The following is an 11,726-nucleotide window of genomic DNA, read 5'->3' on the forward strand; positions in this document are numbered from 1 at the left end:
CATCACCCTCCGCGACCGGCTTCGGGCCACGCGGCTCGGGCCGCTTGTACTCTTTCCCGTCGAGCCCGGTGACGGTCTTGATCTTCTCGGTGACCGTGTGCTCAGTGGTGGTCGGTTTATCCCACTGGACTTTCTCGTAGGCGTCAGCCACCTTGTCCCCGAGTGCGTCGCGCACGTCTTGCGGGTCGATGATTTCTCCAGTGCTGGGGTTCACGGTGAATCCCTCGACCTCAAACGGGGCAGGCTCAGGTGTAAAGTTCTTTACACCTTGCTCGCGAACATCATTCGACACCTGCATGTGGCTGACCCCAACGATGGGCGCAATTGCCCTGGTGCTCATGCCAGCGTCGGAGAGTTCTGCGACAAGCTCGCGCCTTACGTCACGGGCGAGGCGTAGCGGCTCGTCTCCGAACAGGTCGGTGACGTAAGCCGTCCACGACGCGTACCCGAGCGTGACGTGATCGTCCAGCTCCTGCGCTGTCTTCACGAGCTTCAACAGGCTCTGCATGGCCTCGTTCGCGTTCGTCGCGTGGAAACGGATTCGCTCGGCTCGGCGCTGGGCCGCGTCGATGTCAATCTGTAGAATCTCGGCGGTCATGCTGCTACCAACTCCTGCTCACTTCGCAGAAGTTCCTCGTTGGCGGCGCGCAGAATTTCTGCGGCTGCGCGTAGCCGCTCCTCAGCAGTCACGCATTGCTCCCGAGAAGGTCGGGCAGGCCGGCGTCGAGCGCTTCTGTCGCAGCGAGAGCTGTCTCGAGAGAGATCGGCCTTGTGCCGTTCTTAACTTCTGCGAGTAGCCTCTTGTAAGGGACGCCGGTTTGGCGAGAGAGCCAAGCATATGTGCGCCCGTTGGTCGAAATCATGTTGCGGATGTTGTTCACCGCCTGGTTGCTGTTTCCCATAAAAAGAACACTAATTCCCACAAAAGGGAATCGCAATCGTCGGTTCCGTTTTTGTGATTTCCCACAAGTGGGAATAACTACATCGTTGTAATTCCCACAAGGCGGAAGTTGCATTCCCACAAATGGGCACATATAATTCCAGTTATGGGAAACGAAACGGCTGACCTTATCCGCGACGAACTCGGGCGACTTCTTGTCTATCGGTTCGGGGATTTGAAGCGCGCATCACAGGAAATCGGCATCCCTTACAAAACGCTGTACCGCGCAGTGACCGAGAACGGCCAAGACCGCGTTCAGCGAGTTCCGTTGGATACCGTCCTTGAAATCGCTGACGCGCTCGGCATCACGATCGCAGAGCTATACAACCAAGCTGTCGGTGGCCAGGATTACGCTCTCGCTGCAAAGACTCGTTCCAGCAATCGCGGTGAAACACACTACGAGTAGGAGACCAATGCAGTACCTGTTCGATCTAGCAGAGTCGCTAGACGCGTGCATCGAGTATGTCGATCTAACCCATCTCAACAGGGACGGCGACTGCAACGTCGACACCCGCGTGATTCGACTTCAGCCCGGAATGCTGTACCGCCTCGAGCGGTCAGTTCTCGCTCATGAACTGGCTCACCTAATGCGGGGAGACCGGAGAACTATGTTTGGGCACTACGACGCCAAAGACGAACTACGCGCAGACGAGAGGGCGGCTCATCTCTTGATCGATATGGACGGCTACAGGGCTGCTGAAGCTTGCTACGGAACCAACATTGAGGCCATAGCTCAGGAGCTGGAAGTGATGGATTACATCGTGGAGGCATTCGAACGGACGCTCGCGCGCATTGGCAACACCGTGTACGTCGGTGCAAAGCTGGGGCACTACGCGGCGAAAGTGGTAGCAGCATGATTGCGAGTATCGCAAAACTCCCCGAAACCTCCCGCCGGCGGGGAATCGCGCTAATCCGTGTTTCCAAAGAGCGGGAAGGGATGATTAGCCCAGAGAACCAGCGATTCGCGATCGAGGAATACGCAAAGCGCGAGAAGATCACCATAATCGAATGGGTCGAAGGGATTGACGAATCAGGCTCCCGCAAGAAGTCCGCGTGGTGGGCGCGCCTTGACCGAGCAGTCTCTCGCATCGAGGCTAAGGAAGCGGAGCTTCTGCTCGTTTGGAGGATCGACCGCACTGCACGCTCCCGCGTTAAGTGGGCAGTCGCCACAGACCGAGTCGAAACGGCGGGCGGGTATATCGAATCTGCGACGGAACCAAATGATCGCAGCCCCGCTGGCAGGTTTGGCCGCGGGGTGCTGGTTGAACATGCCGCGTTCATCGCTGAATCCATCGGCGAGACATGGAAAGAAACCCAGGAGCGCCGTGTTAGGCATGGGCTGACTCCAAATGGGCGCCGACAGTTTGGGTACGCATACTCAAAATCAGATGGCACATACGCAGTGGACCCGGTGGAGGGCCCGAAGCTCGCAAACATGTATCAGGCGTACATTGCGGGAGAGTCCGCATGGGCTATTGCTCAGCGCTACAGCACGGTGAAGGTGGAACCCGAGGCGGGCAAACCGCTCCCTGCCTATGCTCGATGGAACACAGCTGCTGTGCTGCGGGTTCTTGACTCGGGATTTGGCGCTGGCTTTATATCGTTCCGAGGAGAACTCCACAACGGAGCCCACGACCCAGTTGTGAACGCCAGCGATTGGGCAAGGTACAAGGAAGCCCGTGAGGTCAGGAGGCGACGGCCGCGAGCCGAGCGATCGCCGTACCTGTACTCGGGATTCATCTATTGCCGTTGTGGCGGACGAATGGGCGGCCGTGTCGATCACGGCTATCACCGGTACGCATGCACGCAGTCAATTCAGTACCCACAGCATCGCCACCCAGATGCTTCCATCTCTGCCGCGATCATCGACAAAGCGGTAAACGCATGGCTGAGTTCGATAAGTGGTCGTCTTAACGCAGCGGCCGCCTCGCCGACACGAAGGCTCAAGCTGGTGGACAGCCCTGCCGAGAGTCTCGCGAGGAAGCTCAATGCGGCAACCGCGAGGCTTGATGCGGCTACGTTGCGGCTGGTGGATGGTGTCATTCCTCAGGATGTCTACGAGAGGCTCCGCACTCAATTGGAAGCAGAGATCAGCGAGATCGAGGATGAGCTGACCAGGGTTGCTGCGCAGAACACGGTACGGCCAGTAGCTTTCGTTGGCGACCTGCTCGCGCGGTGGGACGATTTGCCCGTAGAGCACCGGCGCGAGTCGTTGCGCCTGCTCATTGACCGGGTTGAAGTGAACGCGCCAGATTCGGTGCCGCGTGTCACAATCTCGTCTGCTTTGGATCTTACTTAGACGTAGCTAACAGACGATTCCAATTGTTAGAGCCACGAGCGTCAAGTCTACCCGGCGATCCGCCTCGGCGCGCCCGCGCCCGCTCTCACGCCGAGGCTAGACCGCGGGCGGCCATGCTCCGAGAATCACCGACATCACGAGCACCGTGTCGAGCTCGTGGGCGATGTTCAGCATCGTGAGCTTCACCGGCCGCCCCTCAAAGGCATCGTGAGTGACAAACCGTGCCGCGGTGAAGCCGGCCCGGAGCAGCAACCCGGTGACGAGCGCCGCCGACAGAAACGATCCGCCGTAGAACTCGTGGGCGATCCAGATCGCGCCCGCAAACACTCACGCGGTGATGAAGCTCACGATCACCGTCACGACGATTGGCCCAACCGCATCCTTGCCGTTGCCGCCCGGCGTGACCTTCGCGAGGCGCATCCAGAGGTTGCCGAACACTTTCGGCGTATACCAGACCGACCCGACGACCATCGTCGACGCCGTCGCAACGAGCACTGCCCAGTAATTGATTTCAGGAATCATGGTGAACTCCGTTCACACTCGGCTTGGCACCTCTGCGATGCCAATGGGAATTCATTGTCACACGTCGGGGGGCTCTCGCGTCACTGTCAGTGCTGTGTGGGAGGATCATCGGGTGCCAGTTGACTTCACCGCGATCGATTTCGAGACCGCAAACGGTCACCCCTCCTCCGCCTGCTCGGTCGGGCTCGCGCGGGTGCGCGACGGTGTCGTGGTGGATCGCGCGTACTGGCTCATCAAACCGCCAGCAAGCCATCCGCAGTTTCAGTCATTCAACGTGAAGATCCACCACATCACCCCCGACATGGTGCTCGACGCACCGACCTGGGGCGAGCAGTTCGACGACCTGCTGTCGTTTATCGGCGACGATGTCGCCGTCGCGCACAACGCCTCGTTCGACATGGGCGTGATCCGCGCGGCCTGCGCAGATGCGGTGCTGCCCACGCCGCGACTGAAGTACCTGTGCAGTGTGCAGGTGTCGCGCAAGACCTACGACATCCCCTCGCACCGGCTCCCACTCGCCGCCGCGGCGGCCGGCTACGGCGAGTTCGCCCACCACGAGGCGCTCGCAGATGCCGAGGCGTGCGCCTCGATCATCGTCGACGCGGCGCGCCGGCACGAGGCGCCCGATGTGGTCTCGCTCGCAAAGGTCGCCGGGGTGAAGCTGCACCAGCTGAAGGCAATTCCGCTGAAGCTGTAGCGCTGGGGCTTGTCGGCTTGGGTTTGGGCTGGCGTTGGGCTTGGGTTGGGTTTGGGCTGGCACTGGGCTGGCACTGGGCTGGCACTGGGCTCGGCTTGGGTTGCGGCGCGCGGTGCGTAGGCTGTTCACATGAATCTCAAAACGCGCACGGTGCCCGATGCTCGTGCGCGCACCGCTTCCGTCGCGGCGGTCGCTGTCGCTGTCGCTGTCGTCGCGGTCGCAACACTGGCGCTCAGCGGCTGCGCAAGCTGGCAGTTGAGCCAGCAGGCCTGGGCCCGCAGCATCGAGGGCCAGCCCGGGGTCGAATCGGTTGACGTGAGCTACCGCAACACCTGGCCGACCGGCGGGGCGGCCTACGAGGCCAAGCTCACCCTCTCGCCAGAGGTCACCGAAGCGAAGGCGCGATCCATCGCGGCAGCCAGCTGCGCGGCCGACACCACGATCACCTCCGTGACCGTCTCGAACAGTGATCGCGTCGTGGGCGACGGGCTCGTGCGTCAGTATGACCTCGCGGCGCAGGCGTGTATCGACGCTGATGAGCTCGCCCGGTTCGCCGCCGCAAGCGCGGCGATGGGCGCGCTCGAGCCCGGGTTCGCCGGGTCTTTTGAGCAAGTGGGGTGGCAGTCGGCTGACCCGGAGGGGCGCGGGCTCGCCCGCGATGTTCCCGCAGACAGCTATCGCGTGTTCGCCACCGTCGCCGACGACGCAGACTTCGTTCCTGCCCTGCGTGAGCTCGCGGCCCGCATCACTGATGTGCCGCTGAGTTTCGGCGGACTGTCGACCTCGGAAGGTCAACTCTCGCGCCCCAACGGGGCGCCGATGGAGGTTCGGCTGCAACCGGGCGCCGACATTGAACGCATAGTGCCAGTGCTCGAGGCGGCGCTCGCGCTACCCTACGATGCGATTCTCGTCACGGATAACGCTGTCTCGGTGCGCGTCGATGCCGGGGCTGGGGTTGATGCCGGAATCACCGGTGGCGCTGGGGTTGATGTTGGGGTTGAAGGCGCGGCCAATCTGGGTGGTAGTACCGGTCTCGCTCCGGGTGGCGACAGCGATCTCGATGCGGCGCAGTTGGCGGCGCTGACAGAAGCCGCAGAAGCCGCCGGCATGGCCGTCGGCGTGAGCCCCGTGTTGCTGTGGTCGGGCGACCCCCTGGCCGAGCAGCACCTCGTTGATGCGCTCACGGCTGCGCCCGGCGGTGTCACGCTGGGCTCCGACGCAGAAACCGATCTCATCGTGCAGGCACACACGCTCGAGGGCATGAGGGCCGCAGCCGAGCTGCTCATGTCGAGTCATCAATTCGCTGCGAACACTGCGCTGATAGCGCCCGGCCCCGGGGAGTTCTCAGTGCACGCCCGCCCCGGCCCCGGCTCGGTGCCTGGGCTCCCCGCGTTTCCCGCCGCCGCGTTTGAAGCTGCCGCCCGGGCCCACGAGGCGCTGCCCGACGCGACGAGCATCGAGCTTTTCGTCGAAGGGGCCGAGCTCCGGCTCACCGTGCGGTACCCGCAGGATGCATCGTACACACGCATGCAGGGGGTGCGCGCCAAGCTCGAGCCGCTCACCGGTCTCGACAGCGAGAGCGAGCTGTTCGACCACGTCGTTGTGACGCCGCAGCCGCGCGAACATGCCCCGCAGCGGGGAAGCTAGTCAATGGGGTGTAGGCGCTAGGACACGGGCGGTGCGCAGCGGGCAGCGGGCAGAGGGCAGCGGGCAGAGGGCAGCGGGCAGCGGGCAGCGGGCAGCGGGCAGCGGGCAGTTGACCGTGGTGTGACGACGCCCCGCGTCAGCGAAGCGCAGGCTACTTTCCGCCGAACACGCCTCGGAGCCAGCCGCCGAAACCTCGGTTTCGCTGTTCCGCGGCTTCTTCCGCGAGCACTTCGGCACGCATCGCTTCCTCGAGTTCGAACTGCGCCCACTCAGACTGCCCGTCGAACGCCTGCAGTGTCTCGGCGAGCTCGCCGACGACGAGCATGTCCACGTGGATGCCGGTGAGCTTTCCTTCACGGTCTCGCGTCGCAAGAATCGGGTACTGCAGCTCCCGGGCAATCACCAGCGTGATCGTGTCACCGGTGGTGGAGTTGGGCAGCTGCGCGCGCACCGTACCCCTCGGCGCGGCCACCGGCTCATCCATCCGCTGAAACAACCCGCCGTCTTGCCCCGCGAGCACAGAGTCGTACCAGGTCTCGGGCTCCCCCGGCATGTCACGCGGCAGCGCCTCGGCGTCTGCGAGGGCCAGGCAAGCAATCTGCGACATGTTGACGCCGTGTAGCCCAGGCACCCCCGCGATGCCACCCTGCGGCTCAGTGCGCCACTGCACCGTGTCGGGTTCGACAACCGCTGGCTCAACCGTCACCGGTTCAGATTCAGAGAGCACCAGGCTCACATAGGCGAATCGCGCCTCGCTCACGTCGTAGTACTCGTCGACGCCCGCGCTCGTGAGCTCGACTCTGTACTCGCCCGGTTCAACCGGCACAATCACCGGCGATTCGAGGCTGCTCGTCTCGGCGAGCGCGAGCCGGCCCGAGGGGAGCTTGAGCGTACCAAGGTCGTGCACGACGAAGTCGGCAGGCTCGCCGTCTGGCAGCGGGTGCGGGCCTGTGCGCCCGGCGAGAAAGCGTTGAATCTGCATAGCTAGAGCGTAGCGGGCGCTTGTGTCGAGCGCCCGCCACGCTCGAGCTGCTAGGAGCCTGGCGGCGGCTCCCTGTGCTGGTGGTGGCTCCCGGTGCTGGTGGTTGCTCCCGGCGGCGGATCCCGGTGCCGGTGGCGGCTCACTGCGCCGACAGCGGCTCTCCGCAGTGGTTCCGCGCGGATCCCCTGCCAGCGATCCCCGGCGCAACACGTGAATGTCAGTGGCACATGAAACGATTGCTGCATGATGATTTCGCCAGTGCTGCTCACCGTGCTGCTGCTCGCCGTGCTCGCCATCGGCGGTGCCGTCGGGTACTTCGCAGCGACCTACCGGGCGCGCCACTGGCGCGAGGCGCTCGCGGTTGCTGAGACGCGCACCCAGGGGCTGGCGGAGCGGCTGCGCGACGCCCACGCGAACACCGAGCGACGCATCGAACTCGACCGCGAAGAGCAGCGCGTGCTGCAGCACCTCATGCCGTTGCGCGACAGCCTCGGCAAGCTCGAGCGCACCGTCGTCGGCATTGAGCAGCAGCGCGCAGTGCAGCACGGAGAGCTTGCCGAGCAGCTCAGGCAGGCCGCTCGCGCAGAAGAGAAGCTGCGCGGCACTGCTGAGGGTCTCGCGTCGGCACTGCGGTCAAACAACACGAGAGGCCTCTGGGGTGAGACGCAGCTGCGTCGCATCATCGAGGCGTCTGGCATGCTCGAGCACGTCGATTTCGAGGTGCAGCAGCACATCAAGACCGAGCGCGGGGCGCTGCGCCCAGACATGGTGGTGAAGCTGCCGGGCGGCAAGTTAATCGCAATCGATGCGAAAGTTCCCTTCGACGCGTATCTTGAGGCGCAGCACCTCGGAGCCGAGCACGGCGGCGACCCAGCGGAGCGCGCAGCCAGGCAGCAGGCACTACTTGCCCGGCACGCCAAGGCACTGCGCGACCACGTCATCGAGCTCAGCGGCCGCGACTACGCCGCTGCCCTCGGCGATTCCCCCGAGTTTGTGATCGCGTTCGTGCCGAGCGAGTCGCTGCTTTCGGCTGCGCTCGACACCGACCCGGTGCTGCTCGAGTTTGCATTCGAGCGCCGAGTCGCACTCGCTTCACCCGTCAGCCTCTGGGCGATACTCAAATCTGTGGCCTTCAGCTGGCGTCAGGAGTCGCTGACTAGCGAGGCGCGAACCCTCTTCGAGCTGGGCCGCGAGCTGCACAAGCGACTCGGGGTGAGTGCGACCCACCTTGACAAGCTCGGCCGCACGCTCTCGCGCGGGGTGCAAGGCTACAACGCGTATGTCGGTTCGCTCGAGCGCCAGGTGCTGCCGACCGCGCGCAAGATCAGCGCGCTCAATGGGGCAGCCCTCGACGAACCCATGCAGCTTGAAGACGCGGTGCGCCCGCTCACCGCCCCGGAGTTCGCGCTGCCGCAAGAGCCTGGCCCGCGTGACGAGGCGCTCGGCAGCTAGCGCCTCCCGCGGCCGGCCTCGCGAGGGGCGCTGCGGCGCAGCGCAGCATAGGCAATCAGCCAAACACAGCACGATCTCAGCACGCTGCGACCGATCTACCACAGATCACCCCGGTTTACGCAGCCGCTCACTGCTCTGGGCAAGACCCAGGGCAGCGCCGCCAGCGCCGAGTGCCACATCGCCGCATGCCCGCAAACGTTCGAGGCCCGATGCCAAGCCTTCAGCCCCTATGCCAATGGTTGAGTGAGCCTACGCCGAATCACCCTCCGGCGTTCGGCAGCCCACAGTGCGATACGAAGATCAGCGCACTCTCCGGGCGAGAGCGGATCTCGGTCAACCAGGTCCTTGATGCGAGCAAATCGCTGACGCACCGTGTTCACGTGCACGTAGAGTTCCGCGGCGGTGCGCTGAAGGTGGTGTTCTTGCTCAAAGAAGACGGTAAGGGTACGAACAAGCTCACCTCTTCCTCGTGAGTCTGCAGCAACGAGGGGTGCCACAAGCCGCTCTATGAACGGAACCAACCGATCTGCGGGTTGTTGTTCTAGCAGCGCGCCGAGCGACACCAGGGCGTCTGGCCCCGCTATTCCCCCACGACTCCTGGCCAGGCGCAACGCCGAACGCGCTTCGCTGAGGGCTCGCCGCATTTCTTCCATACGTACGACGCCGCTGTAGCCACACACTAGGCCGAGTTCGCGGAACTCCTCGGGATCGGAAGCGTCGGCGATCATTACGACCCCCTCGGCAACCACCCCGATGAACGCATTGGGCCACTTATCTGTGAGTGGGCCCTCACTGCCTGTCGGCCAGTGGGAGACGCGGAGTTGGCTTGACCCGACGCCGCAGCGGTCTAGCTCGGGCAGCAGAGCCGCCGGATGAGCAAGGCCCTCCCCGATAAGCCCCACGAGTTGCCCGGCCTGGGCGAAAGCTTCCACGGTCTCCCGCTCCCGTTCTAGCCGAATGAGTTCTATGACGCTGCCGAGTTGCTCAAGAAATCCCTCCGAGGGGCCGGCCCCCTGCCCGAGCCAGGTTGGCACGCCCAATCTGTCCCCAACCTCAATCCGGCCGCCGTACTCCCCATCAACCACGGCAAGCATCGCAGATTCGCTGCTTCCGTTCCTCGCGGCCGTCATCAACTGCGACATCAGCTCCGCTTCTTGCCTCCGCGCCTCCACTTCGATGCGCGAACGGTGGCGGAGGATCGCATCGTTCACCGCAAGAAACGGAATGCCGTGTGGCAGCAGCAACAACGGCAAACCCTGACGCTCACACTCGGAGACGAGTTCAGCGGGCGCTGCGAGATGGACCTCGCCTAGCCCGAGTGCAACCCCTGCGACACCGGCAGCAACCAGCGACTCTACGAAAAACCGTGCCGAGTGCTCCCGAACGAGTGCGCTACCGAGTGTGCAGACAATCTCGCTTCTTCGCAAGTGCGGCCGCGGATCCAACTGCTCTGTCGCGTGCACCCAAGTGACAGAGCGCAGCAGACCACCGTCCGGCATCACGACGCATTCGACTGCCAGGTCTCTATCCACGACAATGTCTCCAATTGTCACGGCCGGAGCAGCGCTCCGCATGCTATTCACCACGAGCATGAGTGTAGCTTCATACACTGAAATTCGCGATATATATAGACCGCACTCAATTATTCGCGGCTCAACTTGGTCGGTTGGATAATTAGACCGCCCTACCAGCGAGGCCAAAGGAGACCACTGTGACGGCTCACCCAGCCCATAACCATGAGCGAACGCTCAAACGCGAGTTCACTTTTGGTGCCGCGTTTGCATTCGCGTTCGCATTTATCTCGCCAATCGTGGCCCTCTATGGAATCTATGGCATAGCAATCTCTGCGGCTGGCCCAAGTTTTTGGTGGGGATTTCTGGTCGTCTTCGCCGGCCAGTTTTTCGTGGCACTGGTATTTGCGATGCTCGTCTCGAGATGGCCCATCGAAGGGTCAATTTACCAGTGGGCGAGCAGGCTTATCGGCCCTGGCTTTGGCTGGTTCGCCGGATGGTTCTATATCTGGACACTCACCATCGCGATGGCGACAGTTGCACTGGGAGCGGCCCGATTCATCGCAAACATCCTGGGATTGGATCACCCGACCGGCACCCAGGTCGCCCTGATCGCTTTCGTCGTCCTCGTCTGCGGCACCCTCGTCAACCTCGCAGGGCGTCAGGTGCTGAAGATCTTCATGTTTGCAAGCATCATCGCCGAGGTAATCGGCTCGGTCGGCCTGGGTATCTGGCTGCTCATCACCCGACGAGAGCACGATCTCTCGGTGCTCTTCGATGCCGGCCGCAGCGTCGGTGCAGGCGATGAGTTCTTCTCGATCGGCGGGCCCTTTCTGCTCGCAATCGTGTTCATTGGATTCTCCTTCGTCGGCTTCGAGAGCGCAGGCTCGATTGCCGAGGAGGTGCATGAACCGCGAAAGAATCTGCCAAAAGCGGTGCTCTTCTCGATCTCGTTCATCGCGCTCATCGTGATGTTTTCCAGCCTTGCCGTGATCCTTGCGACCCCTGAGAACCCAGAGCTACTTCCGGGCTACGATGTCGACCCGGTACACGCCGTGCTCACGGCCCAGCTCGGCTCAGGCATCGCGCTGCCCCTGCAGGCCCTCTTCGCGATCGGTTTCATCGCCAGCTTTCTCGCCCTGCAGACCGCGGCGTCTCGGCTCATCTGGGCGAAGGCCCGCGACAACGCGCTACCGTTCTCTTCCAAGCTCGTTCGGCTCAGCCAGGCGCAGCGGCAGCCGGTTTGGGCGATCCTTCTCACCACTGCCGTCGGCACCGCCTTGTTCCTCCTGAGCAACGTCGCCGAGAACCTCTACACGATCATGGTGAACTTCACCTCGGGCGGGTTCTACCTCAGCTTCCTGTTCCCCGTCGCCGCGTTCGCGATCGCCGTGCTCCGTCGGAGCTGGACCCCAGGCCCTTTCACCCTCGGCCGCTGGACACTTCCCGTGGCGCTCATCGCCTTCGCCTGGGTAGCTCTCGAACTCGTCAACATCGGGTGGCCACGCCAGGCGAACGAGAATCTCGTACTCGACTGGTCGGTCATCATCGGAACTGTGGCACTCGCGATTCTCGGCACCATGGTCTATCTCAGGGTGCGCGGGCGCATCGGTCGCGTGGAAACCAGCGCCGTCACACTGCCCGGCCAGCCAGCACCAGTAGAAAGTGAGGTCTAA

General features: G+C 63.3%; 9 protein-coding genes and 2 pseudogenes. 7 read left to right on the top strand and 4 right to left on the bottom strand.

Annotation, left to right across the window (positions count from 1 at the left end; translation table 11 throughout):
• Positions 1-598: pseudogene (locus ABD115_RS11085) on the bottom strand (hypothetical protein); the annotation flags it as partial.
• A 448-nt stretch (positions 599-1,046) separates the two neighbouring features.
• Here ABD115_RS11085 and ABD115_RS11090 point away from each other — a divergent pair.
• From ABD115_RS11090 to ABD115_RS11100, 3 genes are read left to right on the top strand one after another with little or no spacing between them, the layout of a single operon-like run.
• Complete coding sequence (locus ABD115_RS11090) at positions 1,047-1,346, top strand: helix-turn-helix domain-containing protein (protein ID WP_343960826.1); 300 nt, start codon at positions 1,047-1,049, stop codon at positions 1,344-1,346.
• Between the two features lie 7 nt (positions 1,347-1,353).
• Positions 1,354-1,797 carry an ImmA/IrrE family metallo-endopeptidase gene (locus tag ABD115_RS11095; protein ID WP_343960827.1) on the top strand — a complete coding sequence of 148 codons (444 nt, stop codon included), beginning with the start codon at positions 1,354-1,356 and terminating at the stop codon, positions 1,795-1,797.
• Positions 1,794-3,239, top strand: coding sequence for a recombinase family protein (locus tag ABD115_RS11100; RefSeq protein ID WP_343960829.1), 1,446 nt, complete (start codon positions 1,794-1,796; stop codon positions 3,237-3,239). Before ABD115_RS11095 ends, ABD115_RS11100 begins: the two co-directional genes overlap by 4 nt.
• Before the next feature lie 96 nt (positions 3,240-3,335).
• Here the strand turns inward: ABD115_RS11100 and ABD115_RS11105 are convergent.
• Positions 3,336-3,761 (bottom strand): annotated as a pseudogene (locus tag ABD115_RS11105) (DUF1761 domain-containing protein).
• A 112-nt stretch (positions 3,762-3,873) separates the two neighbouring features.
• Here ABD115_RS11105 and ABD115_RS11110 point away from each other — a divergent pair.
• Both ABD115_RS11110 and ABD115_RS11115 read left to right on the top strand, forming a co-directional pair.
• A complete protein-coding gene (locus ABD115_RS11110) occupies positions 3,874-4,458 on the top strand; it encodes a 3'-5' exonuclease (protein WP_343960830.1) in 585 nt (194 codons plus the stop codon).
• Between the two features lie 129 nt (positions 4,459-4,587).
• Entirely contained in the window at positions 4,588-6,105 is a 1,518-nt protein-coding gene (locus ABD115_RS11115; RefSeq protein ID WP_343960831.1) for a hypothetical protein, read from the top strand.
• A gap of 151 nt (positions 6,106-6,256) precedes the next feature.
• On the opposite strand, the gene ABD115_RS11120 is transcribed toward ABD115_RS11115, so the two are convergent.
• Positions 6,257-7,087: a hypothetical protein gene (locus ABD115_RS11120; protein WP_343960832.1), complete on the bottom strand. Its 831-nt coding sequence runs from the start codon at positions 7,085-7,087 to the stop codon at positions 6,257-6,259.
• A 243-nt stretch (positions 7,088-7,330) separates the two neighbouring features.
• Between ABD115_RS11120 and ABD115_RS11125 the strand changes: the two genes are divergently transcribed.
• Positions 7,331-8,539 (top strand): DNA recombination protein RmuC, encoded by a 1,209-nt coding sequence (locus tag ABD115_RS11125; RefSeq protein WP_343960833.1) that lies wholly within the window; start codon positions 7,331-7,333, stop codon positions 8,537-8,539.
• Positions 8,540-8,766: 227 nt separating this feature from the next.
• On the opposite strand, the gene ABD115_RS11130 is transcribed toward ABD115_RS11125, so the two are convergent.
• On the bottom strand, positions 8,767-10,125 hold the full coding sequence (locus ABD115_RS11130; RefSeq protein ID WP_343960834.1) for a helix-turn-helix domain-containing protein: 1,359 nt from the start codon (positions 10,123-10,125) through the stop codon (positions 8,767-8,769).
• Between the two features lie 125 nt (positions 10,126-10,250).
• Between ABD115_RS11130 and ABD115_RS11135 the strand changes: the two genes are divergently transcribed.
• Entirely contained in the window at positions 10,251-11,726 is a 1,476-nt protein-coding gene (locus ABD115_RS11135; RefSeq protein ID WP_343960835.1) for an amino acid permease, read from the top strand.

The organism is Leucobacter albus (assembly GCF_039528015.1).
Taxonomy (GTDB): Bacteria; Actinomycetota; Actinomycetes; order Actinomycetales; family Microbacteriaceae; genus Leucobacter; species Leucobacter albus.

Excerpts from the sequence above, each read along its gene's own strand:
- ABD115_RS11120 (WP_343960832.1), bottom strand. The coding sequence starts at position 7,087 with ATGCAGATTCAACGCTTTCTCGCCGGGCGCACAGGCCCGCACCCGCTG.
- ABD115_RS11115 (WP_343960831.1), top strand. The coding sequence starts at position 4,588 with ATGAATCTCAAAACGCGCACGGTGCCCGATGCTCGTGCGCGCACCGCT.
- ABD115_RS11095 (WP_343960827.1), top strand. The coding sequence starts at position 1,354 with ATGCAGTACCTGTTCGATCTAGCAGAGTCGCTAGACGCGTGCATCGAG.
- ABD115_RS11125 (WP_343960833.1), top strand. The coding sequence starts at position 7,331 with ATGATGATTTCGCCAGTGCTGCTCACCGTGCTGCTGCTCGCCGTGCTC.
- ABD115_RS11100 (WP_343960829.1), top strand. The coding sequence starts at position 1,794 with ATGATTGCGAGTATCGCAAAACTCCCCGAAACCTCCCGCCGGCGGGGA.
- ABD115_RS11090 (WP_343960826.1), top strand. The coding sequence starts at position 1,047 with ATGGGAAACGAAACGGCTGACCTTATCCGCGACGAACTCGGGCGACTT.